This is a genomic window from Paraburkholderia caledonica (assembly GCF_000383275.1).
Lineage (GTDB): Bacteria > Pseudomonadota > Gammaproteobacteria > Burkholderiales > Burkholderiaceae > Paraburkholderia > Paraburkholderia caledonica.
Window position 1 is genome coordinate 92,591 of sequence record NZ_KB911044.1, and the last position, 26,664, is coordinate 119,254.

General features: G+C 62.1%; 26 protein-coding genes. 17 read left to right on the top strand and 9 right to left on the bottom strand.

Annotated features, from left to right (window positions below):
* Positions 1-27 precede the first annotated feature (27 nt).
* The gene (locus H281_RS0126425) at positions 28-1,242 is read right to left on the bottom strand and encodes a hypothetical protein (protein WP_020070149.1); all 1,215 of its coding nucleotides are present in this window, start codon (positions 1,240-1,242) and stop codon (positions 28-30) included.
* A gap of 147 nt (positions 1,243-1,389) precedes the next feature.
* Between H281_RS0126425 and H281_RS0126430 the strand changes: the two genes are divergently transcribed.
* The 4 genes from H281_RS0126430 to H281_RS0126445 all read left to right on the top strand — a co-directional run bounded on the left by H281_RS0126430 (position 1,390) and on the right by H281_RS0126445 (position 3,874).
* Positions 1,390-1,668, top strand: a complete 279-nt coding sequence (locus tag H281_RS0126430; RefSeq protein ID WP_408735248.1) for a copper-binding protein — start codon at positions 1,390-1,392, stop codon at positions 1,666-1,668.
* 145 nt (positions 1,669-1,813) lie between these two features.
* Positions 1,814-2,407: a cytochrome b/b6 domain-containing protein gene (locus H281_RS0126435; RefSeq protein ID WP_027804965.1), complete on the top strand. Its 594-nt coding sequence runs from the start codon at positions 1,814-1,816 to the stop codon at positions 2,405-2,407.
* A 2-nt stretch (positions 2,408-2,409) separates the two neighbouring features.
* Positions 2,410-3,201, top strand: a complete 792-nt coding sequence (locus H281_RS0126440; protein WP_020070152.1) for a molybdopterin-dependent oxidoreductase — start codon at positions 2,410-2,412, stop codon at positions 3,199-3,201.
* Between the two features lie 58 nt (positions 3,202-3,259).
* On the top strand, positions 3,260-3,874 hold the full coding sequence (locus H281_RS0126445; RefSeq protein WP_020070153.1) for a hypothetical protein: 615 nt from the start codon (positions 3,260-3,262) through the stop codon (positions 3,872-3,874).
* 149 nt (positions 3,875-4,023) lie between these two features.
* On the opposite strand, the gene H281_RS0126450 is transcribed toward H281_RS0126445, so the two are convergent.
* From H281_RS0126450 to H281_RS0126460, 3 genes are all read right to left on the bottom strand, one after another.
* Entirely contained in the window at positions 4,024-4,866 is an 843-nt protein-coding gene (locus tag H281_RS0126450) for a DMT family transporter (protein WP_020070154.1), read from the bottom strand.
* 6 nt (positions 4,867-4,872) lie between these two features.
* The gene (locus H281_RS0126455; RefSeq protein WP_020070155.1) at positions 4,873-5,607 is read right to left on the bottom strand and encodes an ABC transporter substrate-binding protein; all 735 of its coding nucleotides are present in this window, start codon (positions 5,605-5,607) and stop codon (positions 4,873-4,875) included.
* Positions 5,608-5,841: 234 nt separating this feature from the next.
* Positions 5,842-6,339, bottom strand: a complete 498-nt coding sequence (locus H281_RS0126460) for a low affinity iron permease family protein (RefSeq protein WP_020070156.1) — start codon at positions 6,337-6,339, stop codon at positions 5,842-5,844.
* 218 nt (positions 6,340-6,557) lie between these two features.
* On the opposite strand from H281_RS0126460, the gene H281_RS0126465 reads away from it, so the two are divergent.
* Entirely contained in the window at positions 6,558-7,418 is an 861-nt protein-coding gene (locus H281_RS0126465) for a class I SAM-dependent methyltransferase (RefSeq protein ID WP_020070157.1), read from the top strand.
* Positions 7,419-7,465: 47 nt separating this feature from the next.
* Here H281_RS0126465 and chrA read toward each other — a convergent pair whose 3' ends face one another.
* The 3 genes from chrA to H281_RS0126480 form a co-directional block, all read right to left on the bottom strand.
* The gene (chrA, locus tag H281_RS0126470; RefSeq protein ID WP_020070158.1) at positions 7,466-8,794 is read right to left on the bottom strand and encodes a chromate efflux transporter; all 1,329 of its coding nucleotides are present in this window, start codon (positions 8,792-8,794) and stop codon (positions 7,466-7,468) included.
* 222 nt (positions 8,795-9,016) lie between these two features.
* Positions 9,017-10,495 (bottom strand): UdgX family uracil-DNA binding protein, encoded by a 1,479-nt coding sequence (locus tag H281_RS0126475; RefSeq protein WP_020070159.1) that lies wholly within the window; start codon positions 10,493-10,495, stop codon positions 9,017-9,019.
* 6 nt (positions 10,496-10,501) lie between these two features.
* The gene (locus H281_RS0126480; RefSeq protein WP_020070160.1) at positions 10,502-11,716 is read right to left on the bottom strand and encodes a putative DNA modification/repair radical SAM protein; all 1,215 of its coding nucleotides are present in this window, start codon (positions 11,714-11,716) and stop codon (positions 10,502-10,504) included.
* 242 nt (positions 11,717-11,958) lie between these two features.
* Between H281_RS0126480 and H281_RS0126485 the strand changes: the two genes are divergently transcribed.
* The 11 genes from H281_RS0126485 (at position 11,959) to H281_RS0126540 (ending at position 22,563) form a co-directional block, all read left to right on the top strand.
* On the top strand, positions 11,959-12,564 hold the full coding sequence (locus H281_RS0126485) for a 2'-5' RNA ligase family protein (protein WP_020070161.1): 606 nt from the start codon (positions 11,959-11,961) through the stop codon (positions 12,562-12,564).
* Between the two features lie 634 nt (positions 12,565-13,198).
* Positions 13,199-13,630, top strand: coding sequence for a DnaJ family domain-containing protein (locus H281_RS0126495; protein ID WP_020070163.1), 432 nt, complete (start codon positions 13,199-13,201; stop codon positions 13,628-13,630).
* Positions 13,631-13,713: 83 nt separating this feature from the next.
* The gene (gene tadA / locus H281_RS34900; protein WP_020070164.1) at positions 13,714-14,397 is read left to right on the top strand and encodes a tRNA adenosine(34) deaminase TadA; all 684 of its coding nucleotides are present in this window, start codon (positions 13,714-13,716) and stop codon (positions 14,395-14,397) included.
* A gap of 49 nt (positions 14,398-14,446) precedes the next feature.
* The gene (ldcA, locus tag H281_RS0126505; RefSeq protein ID WP_020070165.1) at positions 14,447-15,373 is read left to right on the top strand and encodes a muramoyltetrapeptide carboxypeptidase; all 927 of its coding nucleotides are present in this window, start codon (positions 14,447-14,449) and stop codon (positions 15,371-15,373) included.
* A gap of 309 nt (positions 15,374-15,682) precedes the next feature.
* Entirely contained in the window at positions 15,683-16,483 is an 801-nt protein-coding gene (locus tag H281_RS0126510; protein WP_020070166.1) for a GntR family transcriptional regulator, read from the top strand.
* 354 nt (positions 16,484-16,837) lie between these two features.
* A complete protein-coding gene (locus H281_RS0126515) occupies positions 16,838-18,319 on the top strand; it encodes an NCS1 family nucleobase:cation symporter-1 (protein WP_027804966.1) in 1,482 nt (493 codons plus the stop codon).
* A 91-nt stretch (positions 18,320-18,410) separates the two neighbouring features.
* Positions 18,411-19,238 (top strand): aspartate/glutamate racemase family protein, encoded by an 828-nt coding sequence (locus tag H281_RS0126520; RefSeq protein WP_020070168.1) that lies wholly within the window; start codon positions 18,411-18,413, stop codon positions 19,236-19,238.
* Between the two features lie 192 nt (positions 19,239-19,430).
* Entirely contained in the window at positions 19,431-20,381 is a 951-nt protein-coding gene (gene puuE / locus H281_RS0126525; RefSeq protein WP_020070169.1) for an allantoinase PuuE, read from the top strand.
* A complete protein-coding gene (gene uraD / locus H281_RS0126530; protein WP_020070170.1) occupies positions 20,378-20,899 on the top strand; it encodes a 2-oxo-4-hydroxy-4-carboxy-5-ureidoimidazoline decarboxylase in 522 nt (173 codons plus the stop codon). Before puuE ends, uraD begins: the two co-directional genes overlap by 4 nt.
* A 141-nt stretch (positions 20,900-21,040) precedes the next feature.
* The gene (alc, locus tag H281_RS0126535) at positions 21,041-22,054 is read left to right on the top strand and encodes an allantoicase (protein WP_020070171.1); all 1,014 of its coding nucleotides are present in this window, start codon (positions 21,041-21,043) and stop codon (positions 22,052-22,054) included.
* Positions 22,051-22,563 (top strand): ureidoglycolate lyase, encoded by a 513-nt coding sequence (locus H281_RS0126540; RefSeq protein ID WP_020070172.1) that lies wholly within the window; start codon positions 22,051-22,053, stop codon positions 22,561-22,563. The genes alc and H281_RS0126540 overlap by 4 nt, the downstream gene beginning before the upstream one ends.
* Positions 22,564-22,931: 368 nt before the next feature.
* Here the strand turns inward: H281_RS0126540 and H281_RS0126545 are convergent, their stop codons facing one another.
* Together H281_RS0126545 and uraH are read right to left on the bottom strand one after the other, a co-directional pair.
* Positions 22,932-24,125, bottom strand: a complete 1,194-nt coding sequence (locus tag H281_RS0126545; RefSeq protein ID WP_020070173.1) for a urate hydroxylase PuuD — start codon at positions 24,123-24,125, stop codon at positions 22,932-22,934.
* Between the two features lie 184 nt (positions 24,126-24,309).
* On the bottom strand, positions 24,310-24,663 hold the full coding sequence (uraH, locus tag H281_RS0126550) for a hydroxyisourate hydrolase (RefSeq protein WP_020070174.1): 354 nt from the start codon (positions 24,661-24,663) through the stop codon (positions 24,310-24,312).
* Between the two features lie 537 nt (positions 24,664-25,200).
* On the opposite strand from uraH, the gene H281_RS0126560 reads away from it, so the two are divergent.
* Positions 25,201-26,598 carry an 8-oxoguanine deaminase gene (locus H281_RS0126560; RefSeq protein ID WP_020070176.1) on the top strand — a complete coding sequence of 466 codons (1,398 nt, stop codon included), beginning with the start codon at positions 25,201-25,203 and terminating at the stop codon, positions 26,596-26,598.
* The last annotated feature ends 66 nt before the right edge of the window (positions 26,599-26,664 follow it).

Genomic DNA, 26,664 nt, shown 5'->3' on the forward strand with positions numbered 1-26,664 from the left:
TGGCCTCCAGTGACATTTACGAGCCCGTCAATTCATAGTTGCTGTCACACCGAGATCGAGGTTGATCGCCGAGCCGTCCTTTCCGTGAAAAGGTCCGACCGTAAATCCGTACTTTTTCAACAGGCTGTGAGTGTAGGAGACCGACCACACAGGCGGGCTGCCGATGATGAAGTCGGAAGCGATGCCTTCCTGCCAGGCGGCATAGCCCTCGGCGAAACAGGTATAGCAGTCGCGCGTGCTCGGCAGCCTGAACGGGAATCTGGAATCGAGGCCTGCCGGCCCGCGCGCGAAACATTCAATATATAGCGTATGTCCGCGAGACGCGAGTTCCGCTTCCACGCTCGCCGCGCGTGGGTGCGAGTCGTCGATCCAGAAGCGCGCCCGCTTGAGGTCCGAGGCGGTGAGATACGGCACGCTGGTGCTGCTCGCGAGGATCGCGCCGTCGAACTGCGGTAAGGCGGTGTCGGGGCTGAACGTATGGACCGACACCTTGGTGCGTCCGAGCAGGTCCGCCGCCATCAGCTCGCGTGCCTGGTCCGCGAGCAGGTTGACCTTGTCCGGCAAGTCGATCAGCACGAGTTCCTTCGGCGCTTCCTTGTACAGCAGGTACTTGGCGACCGTCGTGCCGAGCCGTCCGGCCGCGCCGAAGAGTGCGAGCTTCGTGTTGCCAAATTCCAGATCGAGCTCGTTGCAGCAGTGCATTGCCCAATCTTTGAGCATTGCCGCGGTAGCCGCGTGGCCGGTCGTGATATGCGGCGGCTTTGTTTGCCTTGGCAGCGCGCCATAGTTGCACGCATAGGGCGTCGACGCTCCCATCGCGACCATGTTCAAGCCTGCCTGACGCGCCAGTTCGAGCGCCGGGAAGAACTGCGTCTCGCGAAACCGCTTGATGCCGCGAGGGCTGCCCAGCCAGAGTTCGAGCGGCACCGGACACGCGATGTTCGCGCCGATCATCTGCGAGCCCGAATAGATTGGCGATGCAATGAACGGCTTGGTGCGCCAAAGCTCTTCTTCGAACGACTCGTTTCTTGTTTTTACGTTGTGAAAAGAGAAGGAAAGCGTATCCCAGTCTGTAGCGTGAAAGAGAAACCCGACACCGCCCTGGCCCGCAGGCAGATTGTCGCGAATCTGCTCCGGGTGGATCGTGTGTTTGAGCGCCAATGGCGCACCGGACGAGGGCAGGCTGGTTGTGCTGCGCCGGTCGTCAATGGTCGATATTTCGTTGTAAAGAGACGTTCCCATTTGTTTTTCCTTTGATTTTCCTTAGGTTGACCCGCGCTGCGAGTCAGCGCGGCTTCGTCAGCCCGCATTGGCCGACGATCCATCAACTCTAGAGAAAACCAATAGTTTTTGTCCGTGTGTTCGTGCGCATCGTCGGTCGGGAAGGGAATTGAGTGGCGCCGGCCTGATATGAACGACATGAGCACGACGGGCGGCGCCCACGAGCGCAGCGGCGCGAAGAGCAGCATGTCGCATGGCGAAGTTCGGAAAGTGGATGCGGCAGCCGGCAAGCTGACCATCCGGCATGGGCCCCTCGAGAATCTCGGCATGGGACCGATGACCATGGTGTTCAAGGTCAAAGACCCTGCGATGCTGTCTCAGGTGAATGTGGGCGACAGCATCGACTTCGTGGCGGAGGAACCCGACGGCGCGCTCACCATGACGTAGCTGCACAAGCACTGGCTTGCCTTGGGCGGGCGGGGCAGCCATTCGCCGCAAAAATAAATTTCTCATGCGATGGAATACCTGCCTGCCGGCGATGTTTACGTCGGTAACCCGCTCGTTTCTTCCAGCTACCAACCACGAGGCCGCTTTGAGTTACACCACGATTCAACCCGCCTGGGTCCGCATCGCACACTGGGTCAACGCGTTAGCCGTCGTGCTGATGGTGATGAGCGGCTGGCAAATCTATGACGCATCGCCCATCTTTGCGGGCTTACAGTTTCCTTCCGCGATCACCTTGGGCGGCTGGCTCGGCGGCGCCTTGCAATGGCACTTCGCCGTCATGTGGCTGCTGGTCGTCAATTTTCTCGTCTATGTCGGGCTCAACATCGTATCGGGGCGCCTGCGTCGCAAACTGCTGCCGGTGAGCATCAGGTCGATCGCAAAAGATCTCACGGCGGCGCTGCGCGGCAAGCTGGAGCATGAAGACCTTTCACGCTACAACGCGGTGCAGAAGTTCGCCTACCTCGTGGTGATCGTCGATATTGCGCTCGTCATTCTGTCGGGGCTCGCGATCTGGAAGTCCGTGCAGTTTCCGCTGCTGCGTACGCTGATGGGCGGATACGACAACGCACGAGTCGTGCATTTCGTCGCGATGAGTGTGCTAGTCGCATTCTTCGTCGTGCACATTGCGATGGTCGCGCTCGTGCCGCGCTCGCTGCTCGTGATGATTCGGGGACGCTAACCATGACCCTTCGCAACAAGTCCACAAAACTCAGCGCGTTTGCGCAGTCTCATGCAGAGACGATCATCAAGGATGCGCGCGGCGAACTCAAGAATCCCACACGCCGCCTGCTAGGCCAGCGCATTCTCACGCTCGGCGGCATTGCGCTGCTGTCGGGCTGCGATCTGTCCAACGACAAATCCGTGAATACGATGCTGCGCAAAATGTCGTCCTTCAACGACGACGTGCAGGCATTGCTCTTCAGTCCGAACACGCTTGCGCCGACGTACCCGGAGTCGATGATCACGCGGCCGTTCCCGTTCAACGCGTTCTACGATATCGACGACGTGCCCGAGGTCGACGCCGCCGGCTACCGGCTGGAGGTGAGCGGACTCGCGAACGGCAAGCGCGTTTGGACGCTCGACGAACTGCACGCGTTGCCGCAGGAAAGCCAGATTACGCGCCATATCTGCATTGAAGGGTGGAGTGCGATCGGCCGTTGGGACGGCGTGCGCTTTGCCTCGTTCCTGAAGCAGGCGGGCGCCGACATCACGGCAAAGTATGTGTCGCTGCATTGCGCGGACAACTACTGGACGAGCATCGACATGCCGACGGCGCTTCATCCGCAAACGCAACTCACGCTTGGCTACGACGGTGGCCCGCTGCCGCCGAAATACGGCTTCCCCATGAAGCTGCGCATGCCGACCAAGCTGGGCTACAAGAATCCGAAGCATATCGTCGCGATCAGCGTGACGAACGATTATCCCGGTGGGTACTGGGAGAACCAGGGCTACAACTGGTTCGGCGGTTCCTGATGTTCATTGGCCCGTTCAGGGCTTTGCAGTCCTCTCAACCGTTTCTCATGGAGTATTCATGTCTATTCGCCTGAAACTCGGCGTCACGCTTGCGGCGCTGTCTTTTGCCGGTGCCGCGCTTGCGCAGACGCCCGCCGCCAAACCGTCGCGCATCCGTGGCGATATCGTCGCGCTGGATGGCGACGTCCTCAAGGTGCATCGCCGCAGCGGCGACACGGTGTCGATCGAACTGAAACCCGCCGTTACCGTGTCGGCAGTCAAGGCGATGCAGCTTTCCGACATCAAGCCGGGTTCGTTCGTCGGCACGGCGGCTACGACCGGCACCGACGGCAAGCTGACGGCAACCGAGGTGGTGGTATTCCCGGAAGCCGCGCGCGGCACGGGCGAAGGCCACTATGACTGGGACCTCGGCCCGAACAGCACGATGACCAATGCGAACGTCGACACGGTCGTTCAGGGCACGAGCGGCCGGAACCTGAAGCTGTCGTACAAGGGCGGCAATAACGAGGTGACGGTGCCACCGAACGTACCTATCGTGACCTTTACGACGGCCGCGCGCACCGACCTGACGCCGGGCAAGAAGGTGTTCATCGTGGCAACGGCGGCGTCGCAGGGCACGTATGTCGCTCAACGTGTGGTTGTCGAGAAGGACGGCGTTGCACCGCCGATGTAACGCGCATTCAGGTAAGGAGGGCCGGCCGCATTGGGTGTGTCACCAACGGGTACGGCCTTCCAGCAAGCAGCGCAGGTAACTTCCGGGAAACGACCCGGCGAATCACCCACGCAAGCGCATTGCCGCTCGCCCGATCAGCGAGGGCCGGCTCACAGTCCGAGGCAAATCGCGCCGGCCGCCACGACCATGCAGGCGAGCCAGCGCTTGCCGCTCACCGCTTCGCCGAGAAACATCCGCCCAATCAGCACCGCGAACACCACGCTGGTCTCGCGCAACGCCGACACCGTTCCCATCGCGCCCGACTGCATCGCCCATATGACGATGCCGTATGCCGCGACCGATACAACGCCGCCCATTAGCGAGGAGCCGACCGCCATTGGCGTCGAGCGTATCGGCGTCCATAGCGCGGACACACCGCGCATCGCGACGAACAGCACGGGCATCAGCCAGTAGAACAGGAACATCCATGCGGTGTAGGCAAGCGCTTCGCCGCCCGACAGGCGCACGCCGATGCCGTCGATCACGGTGTACAGCGCGATCGTCGCGCCGGTGGTGAGCGCGGCCAGCACGCCGGCGCGCGACACGCTTCCCGCTTCGAGCGCGATTGCAATGATGCCGCCGGATATCATCACGATCCCGATAGCACGCAACGGGCCGATCGCCTCGTGCGCGAAGAGCGCCGCGCCGAGCGTAACCAGAAGCGGTGACGAGCCGCGGGCGATCGGATACGCTTGCGCCAGATCGCCACGGCGGTAAGCCCGCACGAGGCTTGCGTTATAGCCGATATGCACGAGGCCCGACGCGACGATATATGGCCATGCCGCGGCCGCCGGCAACGGCGTGAATGGAATGATGAGCGTGGCGATCGCCGCGATGGCGATGCTTATCCACGTCATGGAAAGGAAGCGGTCGCGATTGCCGTGCAGCAACGCGTTCCAGCTTGCGTGAAGCAACGCCGCGAAAAGGACCAGGCCGCCCGTATAGCTGAGCATGCGCGATCAGGCCGCGGGCGCGACCGATGCGCCCGCAATCCGATGGCGCGCAAGCGATTCGGCCACGAACCCGGACGCCTTCATTTCCTCGACAAAGCTGCGTAGCGCGGAAGCCGCCGCTTCACCGCGGCTTTTCGGCGTGCCCATTGCCTGTTGAATGACCATGAAGCGCTCGTCAAGAAGCCGCAAGCCGGATGTATTGCGCGCATCGGCTTCGAGTTGCTGCTTCACGCCGGCCGCGACTTCGAGACCCTGTTCGAGGAACGTCTGCACGACCGTCGGCGAGGTAGGCGCACGAACGATCTGGGCGGCCTTCAGTTCGCGTGTGAGGAAGAGGTCATAGGCGCTGCCTTTGCCGACCGCGACGCGGTTATGCGGCTGATCGACGTCCTCGTTCGTTCGGACGGGGGAGTCGTCGCGCACCAGATAAAAGCCTTCGATCAGCACGTACGGCGCGGTAAATGCAATCGTCTCACCACGCAACGGATCGACAGCGAAGAAGCCGAAGTCGGCACGCTCCTCGCTCACGGCCTGCACCGATTTGCCCGCTGCGTCGAACACCACCAGTTCGAGTTCGACGCCGAGCATTTGTGCGAACGCCCGCGCGAGGTCGACCGATACGCCGAACGGCTCGCCCGTCTTCGGGTCCTGGTTAGCGAGAATGGGGTTGCCCAGATTGATCGATGCCCGCACTTTGCCGGCAGGCGTGAACGACGAGACAACGGCTTGATCGATGGTCATGGTGTTCCCGTATGGTGTTCCGCAACGTGTTCCCGGTATGCGCGGGCCGTATGCGTTGAGGAAACGGTTCGAGGATCTTGCTGATGCGAGGATAGTGCGTCGAGCGTTCCGTTCCATCTTAAAGGGAATTGGCGGACTTGCCCAGGCGGCCGGCAACGCGCCATGGCACCCTCGATTGCCGGCTGACTCCAGCGTCCAATCATTGCAAACTCTGTAAGCGATAACCGGCCCGAGCTAGTCTTTGCGCTCACGTTTTGCCGGCTTGTTGTGGGCGCCACCGTCGCTGTCTGCATCGCGCCGTTTTTCGTCGCCCACTTCGCGATTGGCGACGAACGGTGAATCCGTATCGCTGCCGCCTTCGCGCAGCGCGGTTCGCGCTTCCTTGGCGAGGTTTTCATACTGCTTGCGAAAGCGCGTCAGGTCTTTCTCCTCCAGTTCTTCCAGATCGAGCAGTGCGTTATGGGCGCCTTCGATTGCGCGGATCAGTTCGTCGAGCTTGATCTGCATGGCGGCCGTGTCGCGGTTCTGCGTGTTTTGTATCAGGAAAACCATCAGGAACGTGACGATCGTGGTCGACGTGTTGATCACGAGCTGCCATGTGTCGCTGTAATGAAAGAACGGCCCCGTGATTGCCCACACGATCACGAGCGACGCAGCCACGACGAAAGTGCCGGGACGGCCGGTCATTGTCGACAGATAGCTGGCGAAGTTCGAAAACCATTTGCTGTTCATGGCGATCTCCGTTGTTGGTCTGGTTCATACGATGATCGCATAGGACAGGTGGTCGGGCTCGGTCCGATCCGGGGTGTTCCGCGTGGATACCGTTGACGGTGTCTGTCTGCTCGGTGATATTCTTTTCGTTGCCTGGTTTGCGTTTGCTCCGTGCTTGCGAAGGCAGCGACGCTTCCCTCATTGCTTGAAAACAGCACGAACGGCAAGGACCGGCGCTCATGAACGATCAGCGAAATCTGGCACCCGACAGCACCGCGGCACGTGTTGCACTCTGGCGGGCGCTGCACAAGGAAGTCGACGCAGCGCCGCATGTTTTCGACGACTCGATCGGCCTCGAACTGCTAGCTCCCGGCGACGACTGGCGCCAGCGCGGCGACATGGACCCGCTGTTCACGCGTCCGTTTCGTGCGTCGATCGTGGCACGCGCACGTTTTATCGAAGACCTGGTGGTCGAACAGACGGCGCGCGGGATCGGCCAGTATGTGATTCTTGGGGCGGGGCTCGACAGTTTTGCGCAGCGCAGGCCGGAGATTGCTTCGCGCCTCACAGTATTCGAGGTCGATCAGCCGGTGCCGCAGGAGTGGAAACGTCAGCGGCTCGGCGAGCTTGGTTTCGGCATCCCGCCATGGCTGCGCTTTGTGGCGGTCGATTTCGAGGCTGGCGAAGCATGGCAGGACCGGCTCATGGCGCACGGATTCAACGACAGGAAGCCGGCAATCGTGGTCTCGACGGGCGTGAGCATGTATCTCACGCGCGATGCAAATGCGGCCACGCTGCGCCAGATCGCGGCTTTCGCCCGCGGATCGACGCTCGCCACCACGTTTCTGCTGCCGCTAGACATGGCGGATCCAGAAGTGCGTCCTGGACTGAAAATGGCAGAGAAGGGCGCGCGCGAAAACGGCACGCCCTTTCTCAGTTTCTTCACGCCGGCCGAGATGCTGGCCCTTGCCCACGACGCCGGCTTCGCGCAGGCGCAGCACGTCTCTGCGGCCGACCTTACGCAACGCTACTTCGCCAACAGAAGCGATGGCTTGCGTCCGCCGAACAATACCGAGGAATTGGTAATAGCGAATACCTGACCACGGTCCTCACTGGCGTCGCGGTAAGGCCGACGACTTGCTGAGCGTCACACCAGTAACCGGATCGCAAGCCCTGCCACGCCGCACACCAGCACTACTGGTATCACGCCGACCTTGAAGCGGAAGAGCGCGATCGCAGCCGCCAGCCCGATGACGAGCGACAACCAGTCGAAGGTTCCATGCAGGCCATGCGGCCATAAAACGTGCAGCGCAAAGAAGACGGCAAGATTCACGATTACGCCGACGACCGCGGCCGTGATCGCAGTGAGCGGCGCGGTGAATTTCAGATTGCCGTGCGTGGTCTCGATGAACGGGCCGCCCAGCAGGATGAACATGAACGAAGGCAGAAACGTGAAGAACGTCACGATCGTTGACGCGACGACAGCGGACAGAAGTAGCGCGTCCGGACCGAATATCGCTCGCGTCCATCCACCGACAAAGCCGACGAAAGCGACGACCATGATCAACGGGCCGGGCGTCGTCTCGCCGAGCGCAAGACCGTCGATCATTTGAAGCCCGGTGAGCCAATGCTGATGCTCGACCGCGCCCTGGTAGACGTAAGGCAAAACCGCGTACGCGCCACCGAATGTAAGCAGCGCTGCCTTCGTGAAGAACCAGGCCATTTGCGTGAGCGCGCCGTTCCATCCGAAAAGAGCGGCTAGCGTACCGATCGTCACCAGCCATATGAGGACAAAGCTTGCCAGGACGATGAAAAAGCGCTTCCAGGTAAAGAGCGCGTGACGAGGCGTCGGCGTGTCGTCGTCGATCAGCGCCGGGCCGTGAAGCTGCGCAGCGGCGCCGTGCTTGCCGCCAATCACGAAAGTGCCGGGCGCATATTTCCCGCCGACGTAACCGATCACGCCAGCCACGAGAACAATCAACGGGAACGGCACCTTTACGGCGAAGATGGCAATAAACGCCGCAGCGGCGATAGACCACAGCCAGGCGTTCTTAAGCGCGCGCGAGCCAATGCGATACGCGGCGAACACGACGATCGCAGTCACGGCCGGCTTGATTCCGTACAGCACGCCGGCCACAGCCGGCACGCTGCCGAACACCAGATAGACCCACGACAGGCCCATCAGAATAAATAACGACGGCAGCACGAAAAGCCCGCCCGCGATCACGCCACCCCACGTGCGATGCATGAGCCAGCCAATGTAGGTCGCAAGTTGCTGCGCCTCGGGCCCGGGAAGCACCATGCAGTAGTTCAACGCATGCAGGAAGCGCTTTTCCGAAATCCAGCGCTTTCTCTCGACGAGTTCCTGGTGCATCAGCGCTATCTGCCCGGCCGGACCGCCAAAGCTCATGAAGCCGAGTCGCAGCCAATACCAGAATGCAGTGGAGAGCGGAACGCGGGCGACGTCGTCTTTCATCAAATGGTCCTGTTCGTTTTGCCTCGTGCTGGAGCGCGGGCTTCGAGCGGTCGCAAATATCTTTTGGCTAGCGAGGGTCTCAAGGGTGTTTGGGCGATGACGATTCGCCACTCAGGACCGGCTCGCTGACTTTTGACTTTCCGGTCACTGACGTTCCGGTCATTGCCCCCGGTCATTGATTCCCCTTAACCGCATGACGGAACGTGCGGCGCAGTCTAGCAGTTAAGGCACGCTGCGCTGTTCCGCTTGCACCGATGCCGCTAGTTTCCGCGCTTCGACGAGTGCCTCGCTGATGGCGCTCAGCACTTTGTCGCGCGCGGCGTCGTCCTGCTGACGCAACGCGAACGAAGGATGATATGTCGCGATTCCCCAACCGCCTTCGAGTTCGAACGGCTTACCCATATAGTCGCGCAAGCTTGCCTTTTCGCGCAGCAACGCGTTGAGCGCCGTTGCGCCCAGCGCGACGATGACGGACGGCCGAACCGTTTGCAACTCCTGCTCCAGCCAATACGAACATGCTTCGACCTCGCGCTGCGCGGCGGTTTTGTGCAGCCTGCGCTTGCCGCGAGGTTCCCATTTGAAATGCTTGACCGCGTTCGTCAAATAAAGCTGCTCACGCGACAGGTCGGCGCGGACGATCGCGAGATCTAGCAACTGTCCCGCCGGCCCGATGAAAGGTTCGCCGCTCAGATCCTCCTGATCGCCGGGCTGCTCACCGATCAGCATGATGCGCGCGTCACGAGGCCCCGAACTGCCCACGGCTTGCGTCGCATTGCGCCACAGGTCGCAGCGCCGGCAGGCGTCCAGCGACGATGGCTGATCGCGGGCAGGCTGAGCGAATTCGGCTTCGACAGGAATGGACTTGCCGCCGAGCGCCGCGACCCCGCTCGCTTGCGCAACGCGCCGCGCGCCGCTCTTTGCTTCGCTGATCATGGCGGGAATCAGATGGCCTTCAGGCAGCCCTTTCCAGAACCGCACCGGCATGTGCTGTTCGAGCGCAGCTTCGTTCAGACGCGCAGGATTGAATGTGCTGCGGTAGTACGCGAGCCACAACGCCTCGGCCTCGTCTTCAGTGTCGCAGCGATGCTCGTGGCGCAGAGCAGGGCGCGCTTCGATATGTAGTTGCTCGCCGTTCCAGAACGCGGCGCCGTGAGGCGTCGCGATAATCCACGACGAGCGCCCCATGCGTTGCGCAAAATGTTCCGCGGCCCATGCGAGAACGTCGTGCTCCGGTTCGTACCAGGCTACGTACTCTGGGGTTTGGGCGTCCGGCCTCTGCTTGCGAAAGCGCACGTACGCAATCATGTCGTGCTTCGCACGGCGCACCGCTTTAGCCATCCGGTAGAGCCGGGCGCCGTCGACGTCGGCTGGCGACGCCGCCGCGCGATCACCGCATTGCCAGCGCCACAGCACCTTGTAGAGGAATGCCCACCGGTCCGGCTCCCGATACAGCGCCGCATCATGCAGCAGCGCCGACAGTTCTTTCGAGACGTGGACTGCCGGGGCGTCCGACCTGAGCGCCGCGTTGCCGGACGTGTCACCGTAATCGAGCGCCGTTTGACCAGACAGCGAACCATGACCACCGGCGCCTTCTTTAATGCGCCATTCGATCGACTCCGGCGCAAGCCCTTGAGCCAGCGCACCGAGAGTGGCTGTACGCCAGGCGGCAAAATGGTTTTCGATCTCGATGCAATGAAGCACGGCACGTCACCATAACTGCATCTGCGTTTGCATTGGCGGCGTCAGGATTCGCCGCAGATGAGCCGACGACGCGTCGTGCATGGCCGCCCGATAGTCTTGCGTGACGACGAACGGCTTGATCTTTTCCAGCGGACACCGCAGGCGCACCAGATCTTCATAGCGCACCCGCCGGGAGCGTCGCAACTCGACCAGCCGCTTGGCATTGCGCATGCCGATGCCCGGCACCCGCGCGATCATGCGAAGCGGCGCGCGGTTCAGGTCGACCGGGAACTGGTCGCGATGCCCGAGCGCCCATGCAAGTTTCGGATCCATGTCGAGCGGCAGATTGCCTGGCTGTTCGAACAGTTCCGCGACGTTGAAACCGTAGCCGCGCAGCAGAAAATCTGCTTGATACAGACGATGTTCGCGCAGCAGCGGCGGCGCCTCGCCGGGGACTGCCGAAGGACTGTCAGGGATCGGGCTGAATGCCGAGTAATACACGCGCTTCAGCTTGTACGACCCGTACAGCGTTTCCGCGGTCTGCAGGATGGTGCTGTCGTTCGTCTGATCCGCGCCGACGATCATTTGCGTGCTTTGGCCGGCCGGCGTGAACCGGGGCGCTTTTGCGTCGCCCAGCGCCTCTTCCTGCGCGAGCCGGATCGACCCCATGGCGAGCTTGATCGTGCGCACGTCTTTCTCCGGTGCAAGGCGTGCGAGGCTGCCTTCGGTCGGCAGTTCAATGTTCACGCTCAGACGGTCGGCATAGCGGCCGGCTTTGGCGATGAGTTCGGGGTCGGCGTCGGGGATGGTTTTCAGGTGAAGGTAGCCGCGAAACTGGTGATCTTCGCGCAGCGACTGCGCTACCCGCACCAGTTGCTCCATGGTGTAATTCGACGACCGGATGATGCCTGAACTCAGAAACAGCCCGTCAATGTAATTGCGCCGATAAAAGTCGAGCGTGAGGTCCACGACCTCCTCAGGCGTGAAGCGCGCCCGCGGCACATTGCTCGTACGCCGGTTGACGCAATACTGACAGTCATACAGACAGAAATTGGTGAGCAGGATTTTCAGCAGCGACACACAGCGCCCGTCTGGCGTGAAGCTATGGCAGATACCGGCGCCGGTGCTGGCGCCCAAACCTTCCGTGCCGCGCGACGCGCGCTTAGGCGCGCCACTACTGGCGCACGATGCGTCGTATTTGGCCGCGTCGGCCAATACTTCGAGCTTTTTCTGCAATTCCACGTTGCCGCCGATACTGTATGGATGTACAGTATTGTACGTGGGCAATTCGTAAGCGCAAGCGTTTTTTGGCAGGGCCGGCGGCGGGGTTGGGTGCGTGCTGGCTTGCGGTGCGGTTACTGCCGGGTTGCTTGGTGGTTGCTTGTTCGTCGCTTGTTCGTTGCTGGTTTTCCGCTGGCGTCCGCCAGTTCGTTCATGTGAAGGGGGATTCGTGTAGATGCCGGATTTCAGCACGCAGGAGCAAGATGCCTGAACAACTGTGGTTGCCCGGGCTCGAGGCGCCGCCAACGCCAACCGACGGCCTCTTTTTCGCTGTCTTCCCGGATGCGAATACCGCGGCCAGCATTTCAAAGCTAGCGCAAGAGCTTTGCGGGGAGGCGCGCGCCCGCAGTAAGCCGCTTGCCGCCGGTCGGTTGCACGTCACGCTGCGTCATCTCGGCAATTTCGCGGGCGGTCTGCCGCCGACACATGTGGAGGCCGCAATGCAAGCGGCTGCCGCGGTTCGCATGGCGCCGTTCAGCGTCGAATTCAATACGGCGGAGAGTTTCGCGTCGAAACCGCGGCCGGGCCCGTTAGTGTTGACGGGGAGTGAGGGCGTGGTGGGTCTGCATCGGCTTCATGACGCATTGGCGGAAGCGCTGCACGTCAAGGGCATTGAAAGCCGCGCCGGTTCCGCGGCAGTGACTTATACGCCGCATGTCACGTTGGCTTACGGCTTGCCTTGGGCCGCCGCGCGTCCGGTAGAGCCGGTTTGCTGGAATGTGCGTGGTTTCGCGTTGATACACAGCTTATTGGGGCGTACCCGGCATATTGTGCTTGCGCGCTGGTCGCTTGAAGGGGCCGCGCCCTAGTGGCATTGGCGCGACGATTAGTTGGTCGTGAACAGGACCACGAAAGGAGGGTGGGCAGCGACGCGTGATCTGTGGCTTTAGATTTTGTGGGGATCTGGCGTGCGTCTAGAAGCGCATACCAGTAGCGCAAACGCCGCCGAAACCACCGCCGCTTCCGCCGGCTCCGCCGCAGAATATTGTGCAGCCGGAAAGCAAGGCGGACATCGCTGCGGCTACACATACACCGCGTAGGGTTGTATTGAATGAGCGCCTGTCAACGCGGGCGCGGCTCGCGAGCGCTGAAGCGCAGCCCTCGCGTGCCCGGACTGCGGGCTGCGGGGCAGTGCTTGTAGCAGTGATTCGTGCTGCGTTGTCAACGCGTGAGTGTGTCATTTGCAATTGCATGATCGGTGGCAAAAAAAGCAGGAAACAGAGAAGCGAAGTAGGTGAGCGAGGTAGCCAAACGAAGCGAACCGAGCAGGCGGCCAAAGCACGCCGCGAGCGCGACTCGCAAAAAGTGTCGAAGGCTAGCTTGCATCCATCCAGGACTCCAATACGCAAAATCCGAAAAGCCGGCGGGTCGGGTGAATCCGGCGGAAGGAACCCTCGTGCGCTCCCTGATAGAATGCTTGGGCCGCAACGTAGTGGATTGCAGATGAGATTGCTTGATGCGTTAGTCGAACAGCGTATTGCCGCCGCCGCCGCACGTGGCGAATTCGACGATTTGCCGGGCGCAGGCGCGCCGCTCACCCTGGACGACGATGCTTTGGTCCCGGAAGAAGTGCGCGTCGCCAACCGGATTTTGAAAAACGCGGGGTTTGTGCCCCCCGCAATGGAGCAGTTGCGCGCGTTGCGTGACTTGCAGTCCGAACTGAGTGCCGTGAGCGATCAGGCTACGCGGTGCCGTCTTCAGGCTCGCATGCTGGCGCTCCATATGGCGCTGGAATCGTTACGTGGAGGCCCGTTGGTGCTTCCGCGCGAATATTGCCGCCGGATTGCGGAGCGATTGTCCGAGCGGGCTTCCAGCAGCGATATGTCCGCGGTGGAAGGCTCTCCCGCGAATGTCGCCGGCTCGGGGACACAGTGAGCGAGCCCGTCGTTGGCCGCGGGGCCTTGGGCTTGAAATTGGGCTCGAACTTGGACTGGATCGAGGCAGGAAAGGAGCCGGAAATGCCGCCTGTTACTGTCGGTGGTGTTGTCACCATCGTCGGTGACTTCGCAAATGGCGAGCCGGGCGTCGCTGCCGCGTCGCCCATCGCCTCGTCGAATCCCCCCGAGCCGCTCGCAGCCGCTGCCAACCCGTCCGCCAACCCAACCGCCAACCCCGCCGTCTCCGACCGCGACCGCCGGTTCATGGCCTTGGCGCAAGCTGCCGCCGAAGAAGCGCGGGCGGCTGGTGAAGTGCCCGTCGGCGCAGTGCTCGTGCGTGGCGACGAAGTGATCGCGAAAGGTTTCAACCATCCGATTGGCGCGCACGATCCTTCGGCGCACGCGGAAATGGTCGCGTTGCGTGCCGCGGCAAAGATCGCGCAGAACTATCGCTTGCCGGGCTGCGAACTGTATGTGACCCTCGAACCTTGCCTGATGTGCGCAGGTGCCATCATGCACGCCCGCATCGCCCGCGTGGTGTTCGGCGCTCGCGATCCGAAAACGGGCGCATGCGGCAGCGTCGTCGACGCATTCGCAAACCCGCAGTTGAATCATCACACTCAGGTGACCGGCGGCGTGCTCGAAAGCGAATGCGGCGCTGCGCTGAAGTCGTTCTTTGCGGAGCGGCGGCGCGCGAGCCGCGAAGCACGCGCGGCGGCACGTGCGGCCGTCGTCGCGGAAAAAGACCCGTCCGGCACACCCTGAATCGCAACGCTCTCCAAACCGCGCGGAACACTTAGACCAGAGCCTATCGATGAGCGTCCACCGTACCTTCAACCTGATTGCGCCTTCCGGCTATCCGCAAGAGGCGGACGTGCTCAACCGCGCGTTGCAGCGCCTGCGCGCACAAGGGCATCGCGTGGAAGGAGTAGATGCGACGCGGCGTCGTTATCAACGCTTCGGCGGCACCGACGGCGAGCGCGCGGCGGATTTGAACCGGCTCGCGGACGCTTCCCGCGCGTTGCCGGACATCGTCCTTGCCGTGCGCGGCGGGTACGGCGCGGCGCGGATTCTGCATGGCCTCGATTACGATGGGTTGCAACGTCGTCTGAGCGGCGAGCCGGTTGCGCTGGTGGGCCACAGCGACTTCACGGCTATTCAGCTTGCTCTGCTCGCGCGCGCCGGCTTGAAAACGTTCAGCGGCCCGATGCTCATGAGCGACTTCGGCGCCGAACATGTCAGCGACTTCACCATGCAGCACTTCTGGTCCGCGCTGACAAAGCCGACGCTAACCATTGCGAGAAACGTGCCGCAAGCGCACGCGGTGGACGTATCGGGCACCTTCTGGGGCGGCAATCTGGCGGTGCTCACGTCGCTCGTCGGCACGCCTTATATTCCGTCGGTGCAGGGCGGGGTGCTGTTTGTCGAGGACGTCAACGAGCAACCGTTTCGTATTGAGCGGATGCTTTATCAACTGCACCTGTCGGGCATTCTCGGCGAGCAGCAGGCGCTCGTGCTTGGCGATTTTTCGGGCGGTAAGTCGTACGACTACGACAACGGCTATGACCTGCAAGCCATGATCGATCAGATGAGGTCGGTGATCGGCATTCCGATCGTCACCGGCTTGCAGTTCGGTCACGTGCCAGACATGCTTACGCTGCCTGTGGGCGCCGACGCGCACCTGGTAGCCGATGCGAACGGCTTCAAGCTGACCCTGACGGATTATCCCTGTCTGCGTTGAACGACCGCTAACAAAGCGGTGCAGGCGAGGCCGCCTTTTCGCCGGCCCTCTGGGTAGCCCAGGTCGGCAACTGCGGCTTTTCAGTGAAGGCCGAAAACCACCGCGCTCGACTATATTGTCGACAAAATGCGCCGCGCCAGCGACGCCAATCGTCATATCGAATCCAGCTCCCCAGTCGCTGCAGGGCTTCCAGCCAGGCAGCCTGTCGTCGCCGCACGCCGTGCCGCAAAGATTGTCGATGATGCCAACAAAAATTGTTGACAATCTTTATGTCCATCCTATTATGACCTTCATACCGAGACACATATCATGTCCGACACCGAATCAGTCAACGCAAATAGTTCGAAGCCCGAAGCAATTGCCGAGCGCATTCGCGCCGCGATTCTCGAGCATCGGCTGGCGCCGGGCGCGAAGCTGACCGAAGCGCAGTTGTGCGAAGTGTTCGGTGTGAAGCGTGGGCCAATCCGGCAAGCGCTAGCGCAACTCGCGACCGATCATCTGGTGGATCTCGAACCGAACCGCGGCGCGTTTGTCGCGAGCCCGTCGCTTCAGGAGGTGCATGAGGTGTTCGAGATGCGCCGCATCATCGAGTTGGCAGTCGTCGAAAAGATCTGCGGCGGACATGGCATGCGGCGGTTGAAGAGCATCGGCAGCATGATCGGCCGCGAACGCAAGGCGTTCGAAACACGCGACTTTTCGTCGTGGATTCGTCTGTCCGGCGAGTTTCACACGGAACTCGCTCAGCTGACCGGCAACACGGTGCTGTGCGACTGCCTGAACGGACTCGTGGCGCGCTCCACGCTGATTTCAGCGTTGTACGAGTCATTGGGGCGAAGCCCGTGTTCGTTCGAAGACCATGAAGCGATTCTCGCCGCGCTCGACGCCGGCGATGCAAAAGAGGCGGCGGCGCTCATGTCGCGCCATTTGCAAAGCGTCGAGTTGAAGATGCTGGAGCGGCCCGCGCGTGGCGCAGCCGATCTGCACGAGGTATTCGGCGCGCTTAACGGCGCCGGCAAGGCGTCATCTAAAGACTCGCCTGAAGAGTCAACTAAAGAGTCATCAAAAGCATCATCTAAAGCATCACTCAAAGCCAGGTCCGCGCCAAGCTGAGGCAAGCGGCCGGCGTGCGCCCGTTGCTGGTGCGCACCGCACTGAACTGAACGGATTGATCGAGCGTTGCAAGGCGGCCCTGCGCGGGCGCTGCCGGCATGCGCGCGCACGTCCGTCGCCTGCGCGACGGGCCCCGAATGCAGTAACGCATTGCCGGACATCCGCGGAAGGGCGGCAATGCGATAACCACAAGTACTTCAGTACGGAGACAACCGCGGCGTGGCCATGGCGGCGGCTCGAGCCTCGTTCGTCCAGAACGACGCGAAGCGCGAGCGAGACGCCAGAGCCGCGACTGGCATGGCCAATGCAATGCCCTTCGATTCGCAATCGACGGTTCCATCACAAGGAGGAATCATGGCTCAGTTCAGCGCAGCGCCCGGCAGTCCCGCAATCCCCCCTTATGCAGACGGTGACGCAACCGGCGATGTGTCCATGCCGGCCGGTTACAGCGAGCGGTTATACAACAAGGACCTGGCGCCGCTTCGTCACCAGACCTGGGGCGCCTACAACATCTTTGCGTTCTGGATGTCGGACGTGCACAGCGTCGGCGGTTATGTGTTCGCCGGCAGTCTCTTCGCCCTCGGGTTGACGAGCTGGCAAGTGCTGATTGCGCTGCTGGTGGGCATTGGGATCGTCAACCTGTTGTGCAACATGATCGCGAAGCCGAGCCAGGCCAACGGCGTGCCGTATCCGGTTGCGTGCCGTGCGACTTTCGGTGTGCTCGGCGCCAATGTTCCCGCGGTGATTCGCGGTCTGATCGCGGTCGCGTGGTACGGCATTCAGACGTACCTGGCCTCGAGCGCGCTGGTGATCGTCGTGCTGAAGTTCGTCCCGCAGTTGCTGCCCTATGCGGACGTTCATCGACACGGCTTCATGGGCCTGTCTACGCTTGGCTGGTGCGGCTTCATGTTGCTGTGGGTGCTGCAGGCGCTGGTCTTCTGGCACGGCATGGAGACGATCAAGAAGTTCATCGACTTCGCGGGTCCGGCCGTTTATGTCGTGATGTTCATTCTGGCCGGCTACATGGTGTATCGGGCCGGCTGGCGCAACATCGGCATCAACCTGGGCGGCGTCAAGTATCACGGCTTGCAGGTATTGCCGGTGATGATCACGGCGACCTCGCTGGTCGTCTCGTACTTCTCCGGGCCGATGCTGAATTTCGGCGACTTTTCGCGCTATGGCAAGAGCTTTCGCAGCGTACAGCGCGGCAATTTCTGGGGGCTGCCGGTCAACTTCCTGGCGTTTTCGCTCGTGACGGTGATCACGACCGCGGCCACGCTGCCGGTGTTCGGCCAACTGATTACGGACCCGGTGGAGACGGTGGGGCGCATCGACTATCCGACCGCGGTGATTCTCGGCGCGCTGACGTTCACGATTGCGACCATCGGCATCAATATCGTCGCGAATTTCGTGTCGCCGGCTTTCGACTTCTCGAACGTGGCGCCGAAGCTCATCAGCTGGCGTGCGGGTGGCATGCTCGCGGCGGTCGCTTCGATCTTCATCACGCCGTGGAATCTGTTCAACAACCCGGCAGTGATTCACTACACGCTCGACGTGCTCGGCAGCTTCATCGGACCTTTGTACGGAATCCTGATCGTCGATTACTACCTGGTGAAGCGCCAGAAAATCGTCCTCGACGATCTGTACACCGTGGCGCCGACGGGAACTTACTGGTATCGCAACGGCGTGAACTATCGCGCGGTTGCTGCATTGCTGCCGGCTGCGGTCATCGCGGTGCTGTGCGTAATGGTGCCGTCGCTCGACGGTATGGCGAATTTTTCATGGTTCATTGGCGCGGGCCTCGGGGCACTGTTCTATCGCGTGCTCGCTCGCTGAGCATCAAGGCGCGGGCCATGCTGTGACAGCAGTGACAGGTAGTGGCCGACGGTGACGACGCCGCCGTCATTGCAGTCGAAAAGGAGACGAGATGCGCATCAAACTGATTAACCCGAACACGACCCAACGCATGACCGACGCAATGGGCCGTTGCGCGCGAGAAGTAGCCGCGCCGGGTACCGAAGTGATTGCGGTCAGTCCGACGATGGGGCCGCCGTCCATCGAAGGCTATTACGATGAAGCCCTTGCCACGCCCGGTCTGCTCGCCGAAGTGATGGCGGGAGAGCGCGAGCACTGCGACGGCTATGTGATCGCCTGTTTTGGTGATCCGGGACTGTACGCCGCACGCGAGCTCGCACGCGGGCCGGTGATCGGCATCGCGGAGGCGGCCATGCACGCGGCGAGCGTGCTGGCACCCGGTTTCTCGGTGGTGACGACGCTCGCGCGCACTTGTGGGATGGCGTGGCATCTGGCCGAGCGCTACGGCATGCGGCGTTTCTGCCGCAACGTGCGGGCGACCGACGTCGCGGTGCTCGACCTCGACAAGCCCGGCTCGGCGGCGCGCCGCATCATTCTCGACGAGTGCCGGCGCGCGCTAGCCGAGGACGGCTCCGACGCGATCGTGCTTGGTTGCGCGGGCATGGCCGAGCTGTGCGCGGAGATCGAGGACGCGCTCGGCGCGCCGGTAATCGAAGGCGTGACGGCGGCCGTCAAATGGACCGAGGCGCTGATCTCGCTACGTCTTTCGACGGCCAAGCGCGGCGACTACGCGCGGCCCTTGCCCAAGCGCTATGACGGCGCGCTCGAATGGTTCAGTCCTGGCGCGTCGGATCCGAATCCTGCGCCGCCGCGTGTCGTCAATGCAGATTCGCTGCGGGTAAACACCAGCGAATCCGAGCCGCACATACATTCAGTCTGACACGCACTATCTGCCCGGGTGTATGGGCGCACCCGGGCGTTTTCGCTACACTGGTCCAACTCGGCGCGGGCTGCCCGACGTGTTTTCCGACGCTGCCCGGCTATTGCCGCTATAACACGAAGCACGGCCTCCGGCAGCTTTCACAACGCACCTTGCCAGCACAACGTATCGTCACTACGCATTCGTCAAACCATGGCACTCGACCCCAACTATCCACGCGATCTGATCGGCTACGGCCGCCACCCGGTGCAAGCGAACTGGCCAGGGCGAGCGCGCGTCGCAGTGCAATTCGTCCTCAATTACGAGGAGGGCGGTGAGAACTGCGTGCTGCACGGGGATCCTGGCTCGGAGCAGTTCCTGTCGGAGATTGTCGGCGCAGCGGCGTATCCGGCGCGTCACATGAGCATGGAGTCGATCTACGAATATGGCTCGCGTGCAGGCGTATGGCGCATTCTTCGCGAATTCGAAAAGCGCGGGTTGCCGCTTACGGTTTTCGGCGTCGGCATGGCGATTGAACGGCATCCCGAACTCGCGCGCGCATTCGTCGAACTCGGTCATGAGATCGCGTGTCACGGCTATCGCTGGATTCACTATCAGGACGTATCGCCGGAAAAGGAAGCCGAGCATATGCGGCTCGGCATGCAAGCCATCGAACGTGTCACGGGTGAGCGGCCGCTTGGCTGGTACACGGGCCGCGACAGTCCCAACACGCATCGGCTGGTCGCCGAATATGGCGGCTTTCTGTACGACTCCGACTACTACGGCGACGACCTGCCGTTCTGGATGGACGTTGAAGTGACAGGCGGCACGACTGTGCCTCAACTGATCGTGCCGTACACGCTCGACACGAACGACATGCGCTTCGCGAGCCCCCAGGGCTTCAACACGGCAGACCATTTCTTCACGTATCTGCGCGACGCGTTCGACGTGCTTTACGAAGAAGGCGACGAAGCGCCGAAAATGCTGTCCATCGGCATGCACTGCCGGCTGCTCGGACGCCCCGGGCGTTTTCGCGCGCTGCAGCGCTTTCTCGATCATATCGAGCAGCACGATCGCGTGTGGGTGACCCGGCGCGTCGATATCGCGCGGCACTGGCGCGAACATCATCCCTATCAGCAACATAACCGCGGGGCTGCGGCATGAAGGCGATGCAATACACACTGGACCAACTCAACACCGTTTCGACCGACGCGTTCGTCGCGGCTCTGTCGGGTATCTTCGAGCACTCGCCCTGGGTCGCGGAAATTGCGGCGCATGAGCGGCCGTTTGCGAGCATCGACGAACTGCATCGCAAGATGTCTAAGATCGTCGAGACGGCGGGCGAAGAGAAGCAGCTTGCGTTGATCAACGCGCACCCGGAGCTGGCGGGCAAGGCCGCGGTCCGCGGCGAACTCACGGCGGAATCGACGCGTGAGCAGAGCGGCGCCGGTCTATCGCAGTGCACGCAGGAAGAGTTCGACAAGCTGCTCGCGCTGAATGCCGCGTATCGCGAGAAGTTCGGCTTTCCGTTCATTCTCGCGGTGCGCGGCTACGACCGTCACGGCATCATCGCGAACTTCGAGGCGCGCGTGAACAATAGCCGCGCCGACGAGCTACGCGCGAGCCTCGATCAGATCTACCGTATCGCGCGTTTCCGGCTGGAAGACCTGATTGGCGCGTGACGAACGCGCAATGAAAGCGCAGTGAACGCGTGATGAACTGACGATCGCCGCCGCGCTTCGAGCTTCGGCATTACGTTGCAGCTTTGCGCTGCGGCTTCGCCGGGAAATTTCTGGCACTAACAAACATCAAGGAAGACACAGATGGCACTCCCGATTCTCGACCCCAACGCACCCGAATTCACGCGCCGCTACGTGAACCTGGCGGACCCGCGCCTGGGCGCGCAGGCGCTCGAGGCCAGCGACGACTTCTTCGCCCCGAAGGAGCGCATGCTGAACCCGGAGCCGGCCGTCTTCATTCCGGGCAAGTACGACGAACACGGCAAGTGGATGGACGGTTGGGAAACACGCCGCAAACGCGTGAGCGGCTACGATTGGTGCATCGTCAAGCTGGCGCGCCCCGGCGTGATCAAGGGGCTCGACCTCGACACGAGCCATTTCACGGGTAACTTTCCGCCGGCGGCGTCGGTGGAAGCGGCGCGCGTGGTGGACGGCGTGCCGAACCAGTCGACGCAATGGACCGAGATCGTTCCGTCCACTACCTTGCAAGGCAACAGCCACCACTACCTCGACGTGAGCGACGCAAACGCCTATACGCACTTGCGCGTGAACATCTACCCGGACGGCGGCATTGCGCGTCTGCGCGTGTACGGTCAGCCGCAAGTCGACTGGGCCGGCGCGAGCCGCACGGAACAGTTCGACCTCGCCGCGATGGAAAACGGCGCGTACCTGGTCGCGGCGAATAATCAGCACTTCGGCGCTGCATCGACCATTCTGATGCCAGGCCGCGGCGTCAACATGGGCGACGGCTGGGAAACGCGGCGCCGCCGCGAACCCGGCAACGATTGGGCGATCGTCGCGCTTGCACAACCGGGCGTCATTTCGAAGATCGAAGTCGACACCGCACACTTCAAGGGCAATTATCCTGACCGCTGCTCAATTCAGGCCGCATATGTGACCGGCGGCACCGACAGTTCGCTGATCACGCAAGCGATGTTCTGGCCTGTGCTGCTCGGCGAGCAAAAGCTGCAAATGGACAAGCAGCATTATTTCGAAAGCGAGATCGCCGCGCTCGGGCCGGTCACACACGTGCGCTTCAACATCATTCCGGACGGCGGCGTGTCGCGTTTGCGCCTGTGGGGCACGCTCGCATCATGAAGACGCTTGCAATCGAACCGCTGACGAAAGAATCGTTTGCCGCCTTCGGCGATGTGATCGAACTCGAAGGCGCGAAGCAGATTCCGATCAACCTCGGCACGACGATCCGTTATCACGATCTGGCCAACGTGGACGTGACCGACGAGAACGGCCGCGCGCTCGTGAACCTGTTTCGTGGACAGCCGCGCGTGCTGCCGTTCGAGGTGAAGATGCTCGAACGCCATCCGCTCGGCAGCCAGGCGTTCGTCCCGCTGAACGACAAGCCGTATCTGGTGGTGGTCGCGCCGGCCGGCGAGCTCGACGAATCGAAAATCCGTGCCTTCGTCACGAGCGGCTGGCAAGGCGTCAACTACGCGAAGGGCGTGTGGCACCATCCGCTGATTGCGTTGGGCGACGTGAGCGACTTCATTGTCGTGGATCGTGGCGGAGAGGGCCTGAATCTGAACGAGCAGGATCTGACGGAGTCGCTCTGGCTGACCGAAGACGCGTTGAGCGCGGTGACGGTTTAAGGTTCGTGCTTCGGCGTGAGGATCCGCCGAGGTTCAGAAAGCCCACGGCAGCAATGTCGTGGGCTTTTTGTTTTTGCAATGCCAGCGTGCGTGCTTGCGTATCCTGGCGAAGTGCGTCCCTACATGTACGTCCCGCCTGCGCGCGCGGGACGAGTGCAAGGCCGAAAAGAATGACGTTCTCCTGCCGCACTAACCGACGCACACCCCAGCGGTGCAGGCGAGCCCGCTATCCATGCGCACTTGATCCCGGCAAACGGCAACCAGCAAAGAGATAAGAACGCCCCAATAAAAAGCGGGCTTCCCGCTTCCGCGAAAAGCCCGCTTCATGACGCTCGACTACACCCGGCCCAGCAAAGGCCAGAGTTCGACTATTTCGCCGCGCCACCCTGGAACCAAGCAGCGATCTTCATCCGTTCGTCGTCGGTCATGTGGGTCACGTTGCCCAGCGGCATCGCCTTCAGCATCACTGCCTGCTGATAGATCCGCTGTGCGTTCTGCGAGATTTCATCCGGCGTATCGAGCAGCACGCCGGCGGGGGCGCTGCCCATCATCGTCGGATGCGCGGAGTGACATGCCACGCAGCGCTGTTGCAGCACTGGCGCAATGTCGGCCACTTTCAGCGTCGGCGCGTTGGCCGCCTGGGCTTGCGGCACCATCGGCTTCGGCATGGTCCAGAAGAGAGCGCCGAACATCAGCGCAATGCCCGCGAGCGGCAGATACCACAGCACCTGGCCGCGATGACGCATGACGAAGAACTGACGGATCAGCGCGCCGGCCAGCATGATGACAACGAGCACCGCCCAGTTGTACGGATGCGTGTAGGTCATCGCGTAGTGGTTCGACAGCATCGCGAACACCACCGGCAATGTGAAATACGTGTTGTGCACCGAGCGCTGTTTGCCGCGCTTGCCGTAGATCGGGTTCGGCGTGTCGCCCTTGAGCATCGCGTCGACCATCTTGCGCTGGCCGGGGATGATCACGAAGAACACGTTGGCCGACATGATCGTCGCCAGCATCGCGCCCATGATCAGATACGCCGCGCGTCCCGCGAAGATGTGACACGCGAGCCAGGCCGCGATCAGCACGTACACGCCGACGCAGATGCCGAGTACTTTGTCCTTGTTGCCGAGAATGCGGCACAACGAGTCGTACACGATCCAGCCGGCAGCCAGAAAGCCTAGCGCGGATGCGACGGCAACCACGGGGCCCATATCGAGCACATTCTTGTCGATCAGATACGTGGACGGAGAAAACAGATACAGCACGGTGAAGAGACCGAAGCCCGACAGCCACGTGGTGTAAGACGGCCACTTCGACCAGTGCAGATCGTCGGGCATTTCAGGCGGCGCGACAGTGTACTTCTGCATGTTGTAGAAGCCGCCGCCGTGTACGTGCCACAGTTCGCCGAACACGCCGCGCTTGCGCTGGTTCGGGTCGTGCGGCGGCTTCAGGCTGTTGTCGAGCGCGACGAAATAGAACGACTCGCCGATCCATGCAATCGCGGCGACGACGTGGAACCAGCGAATCGCAAGATTCAACCAGTCGGTGATAAAGCCTTCCATGAAACTCCTCCACTTCTGATTCGTTGTACACGCGGCGACGTTCGACGCCTTTTGCGCCCGGCCGATAGACGAGGGCGGGCAGAGCGTCACCACGCGGACTGCGGGGTGAAAGACGCGGTGCGCTCAGTTCGCACGACGTCGTTGTTGTTAGGGGTTACTGGGCGGCGCCGTTCGGCGATACCTGTCAGCTGCCGCGATACGTGCTGTAAGACCACGGCGACACGAGCAACGGCACGTGATAGTGCGCAGCGGCGTCGGCGACGCCGAAGCGCAACACGACGCGATCCACGAAACGCGGCTCGGGTACCTTGGTACCGATCGAAGCGAAGTAGTCGCCGGCGGCGAACACCAGTTCGTACTCGCCTGCAACGAGCGCGTCGCCTTGCAGCAACGGTTCGTCGCAGCGGCCGTCGTCGTTGGTGATGGTGGTTTTCAGCGCGCGGCGCGTGTCGCCCGTGAGCGCGAAGAGTTCGACCTTGATGCCCGCGCCGGGACGACCGTTCGCGGTGTCGAGCACATGGGTAGTGAGCTTTCCCATTCGCAATTTTCCTTGTGTGTTTGCGAGGTTTCGGCGGCAGCCCGATCCAGATACGTTTGCGGCGGATCGAGGCTCCACGTCAGTGGCTACATACCCGTCGGCGAATTGAAGCGAGCGCCGTTGCAGCCATTGTAGAAAGTTGTTCCGTCCAGCGCGGGCGCGATAAGAAAGATAATAGCTGGCGCATGACGCACAGTCTGCCGAAAGGCGCAGCGAGCAATCTCGCGCAGCCGTTGCAGCACATAGCGCTTCCGTTCGATCGTACCGGCGTCAAAAATGCCCCACTATATCGGCAGCCTGAAGATGGTTATCGCAACGGCGCGTGTTGTCAGCGTTATTTTGACGGCCGAAGGTTACGCCTGTGCGCCGCAGCAACGGCAAGCCCGAGAGGCTTTGAGCGCGGCACACGTCCCGAAGACGGCGCAATACGCTGGGTAACCGGGCCAACGGCGTTCGACGGGACGCGGCGGCGCGGCTTACGCGCCGTCACATCGCGTTCGGACGACTTTGCACGGAAGCAATCAGGCGGAGAAACGGATGACGATGGAACACGCAGCACAACAAACGGGCAAGCCGAACAGAACAATGCTGGTCAAGCACGCAGACGTGCTCGTCACGATGGACGGCGCACGGCGCGAACTGCGCGATGGCGGTCTCTATATCGAGGACAACCGCATCGTCGCGGTAGGTCCGACAGCGGATTTGCCGGAAACCGCCGACGAGGTGCTGGACATGCGCGGGCATCTGGTGATTCCCGGTCTCGTGAACACGCATCACCACATGTATCAGAGTCTGACGCGCGCGATTCCGGCCGCGCAGAACGCCGAGTTGTTCGGCTGGCTCACGAGCCTCTACAAAGTGTGGGCGAATCTCACACCGGAGATGATCGAAGTCTCCACATTGACGGCAATGGCCGAGTTGTTGCTGTCGGGTTGCACGACGTCGAGCGACCATCTGTATATCTATCCGAACGGCAGCCGGCTCGACGACAGCATCGCCGCGGCACGGCGCATCGGCATGCGTTTTCATGCGGCGCGCGGCAGCATGAGCGTGGGTCAGAAAGACGGCGGCTTGCCGCCCGATTCGGTGGTCGAGCGTGAAGCGGACATATTGAAGGACACGCAACGCCTCATCGAGACGTATCACGACGACGGGCGTTACGCGATGCTGCGCGTGGTTGTCGCGCCATGCTCGCCGTTTTCAGTGAGCCGCGATCTGATGCGCGAGTCGGCGGCGATGGCGCGGCAATACGGCGTGTCTCTGCATACGCACCTTGCCGAAAACACGAACGACGTCGCATATAGCCAGGAGAAGTTCGGTATGACGCCCGCACAGTATGCGGAAGACCTCGGCTGGGTCGGACGCGACGTGTGGCATGCCCACTGCGTGCAACTCGACGACGCGGGCATCGAACTGTTTGCGCGTACCGGCACGGGTGTCGCGCATTGTCCGTGCTCGAATATGCGGCTCGCGTCGGGTATCGCGCCCGTCAAGCGGATGCGGCTTGCGGGTGTGCCGGTGGGGCTGGGTGTGGACGGCTCGGCGTCGAACGACGGCGCGCAGATGGTCGCCGAAGTGCGCCAGGCGTTGCTATTGCAGCGAGTCGGCTTTGGTCCGGACGCGATGACGGCCCGCGAAGCGCTGGAGATCGCCACGCTCGGCGGCGCGAAGGTGCTCAACCGCGACGACATCGGCGCGCTCGCACCTGGCATGGCGGCGGACTTCGTGTCGTTCGACTTGCGTCAGCCGCTCTTTGCCGGCGCGTTGCACGACCCGGTCGCGGCGCTGGTGTTCTGCGCGCCGTCGCAGGTAAGCCATAGCGTGATTGGAGGCAACGTCGTCGTGAGGGACGGGCAATTGGCGACGCTCGAACTCGGTCCGGTGATCGAGCGGCATAACCGGCTGGCAAAGACGCTTTACGAAGCGGCGGCATGACATGAAGCGTCGCGGCGCCTGCGCACAATCGCACACGCAAGCGCCGCCAGTGGTCTAACGTCTAAC

What these genes read in the sequence shown, in the direction of transcription:
- H281_RS0126425 (WP_020070149.1), bottom strand. Translation starts at nt 1,242, where the DNA reads ATGGGAACGTCTCTTTACAACGAAATATCGACCATTGACGACCGGCGC.
- H281_RS0126440 (WP_020070152.1), top strand. Translation starts at nt 2,410, where the DNA reads ATGACCCTTCGCAACAAGTCCACAAAACTCAGCGCGTTTGCGCAGTCT.
- H281_RS0126445 (WP_020070153.1), top strand. Translation starts at nt 3,260, where the DNA reads ATGTCTATTCGCCTGAAACTCGGCGTCACGCTTGCGGCGCTGTCTTTT.
- H281_RS0126450 (WP_020070154.1), bottom strand. Translation starts at nt 4,866, where the DNA reads ATGCTCAGCTATACGGGCGGCCTGGTCCTTTTCGCGGCGTTGCTTCAC.
- H281_RS0126455 (WP_020070155.1), bottom strand. Translation starts at nt 5,607, where the DNA reads ATGACCATCGATCAAGCCGTTGTCTCGTCGTTCACGCCTGCCGGCAAA.
- H281_RS0126460 (WP_020070156.1), bottom strand. Translation starts at nt 6,339, where the DNA reads ATGAACAGCAAATGGTTTTCGAACTTCGCCAGCTATCTGTCGACAATG.
- H281_RS0126465 (WP_020070157.1), top strand. Translation starts at nt 6,558, where the DNA reads ATGAACGATCAGCGAAATCTGGCACCCGACAGCACCGCGGCACGTGTT.
- chrA (WP_020070158.1), bottom strand. Translation starts at nt 8,794, where the DNA reads ATGAAAGACGACGTCGCCCGCGTTCCGCTCTCCACTGCATTCTGGTAT.
- H281_RS0126485 (WP_020070161.1), top strand. Translation starts at nt 11,959, where the DNA reads ATGCCTGAACAACTGTGGTTGCCCGGGCTCGAGGCGCCGCCAACGCCA.
- H281_RS0126495 (WP_020070163.1), top strand. Translation starts at nt 13,199, where the DNA reads ATGAGATTGCTTGATGCGTTAGTCGAACAGCGTATTGCCGCCGCCGCC.
- tadA (WP_020070164.1), top strand. Translation starts at nt 13,714, where the DNA reads ATGCCGCCTGTTACTGTCGGTGGTGTTGTCACCATCGTCGGTGACTTC.
- ldcA (WP_020070165.1), top strand. Translation starts at nt 14,447, where the DNA reads ATGAGCGTCCACCGTACCTTCAACCTGATTGCGCCTTCCGGCTATCCG.
- H281_RS0126510 (WP_020070166.1), top strand. Translation starts at nt 15,683, where the DNA reads ATGTCCGACACCGAATCAGTCAACGCAAATAGTTCGAAGCCCGAAGCA.
- H281_RS0126515 (WP_027804966.1), top strand. Translation starts at nt 16,838, where the DNA reads ATGGCTCAGTTCAGCGCAGCGCCCGGCAGTCCCGCAATCCCCCCTTAT.
- H281_RS0126520 (WP_020070168.1), top strand. Translation starts at nt 18,411, where the DNA reads ATGCGCATCAAACTGATTAACCCGAACACGACCCAACGCATGACCGAC.
- puuE (WP_020070169.1), top strand. Translation starts at nt 19,431, where the DNA reads ATGGCACTCGACCCCAACTATCCACGCGATCTGATCGGCTACGGCCGC.
- uraD (WP_020070170.1), top strand. Translation starts at nt 20,378, where the DNA reads ATGAAGGCGATGCAATACACACTGGACCAACTCAACACCGTTTCGACC.
- alc (WP_020070171.1), top strand. Translation starts at nt 21,041, where the DNA reads ATGGCACTCCCGATTCTCGACCCCAACGCACCCGAATTCACGCGCCGC.
- H281_RS0126540 (WP_020070172.1), top strand. Translation starts at nt 22,051, where the DNA reads ATGAAGACGCTTGCAATCGAACCGCTGACGAAAGAATCGTTTGCCGCC.
- H281_RS0126545 (WP_020070173.1), bottom strand. Translation starts at nt 24,125, where the DNA reads ATGGAAGGCTTTATCACCGACTGGTTGAATCTTGCGATTCGCTGGTTC.
- uraH (WP_020070174.1), bottom strand. Translation starts at nt 24,663, where the DNA reads ATGGGAAAGCTCACTACCCATGTGCTCGACACCGCGAACGGTCGTCCC.
- H281_RS0126560 (WP_020070176.1), top strand. Translation starts at nt 25,201, where the DNA reads ATGACGATGGAACACGCAGCACAACAAACGGGCAAGCCGAACAGAACA.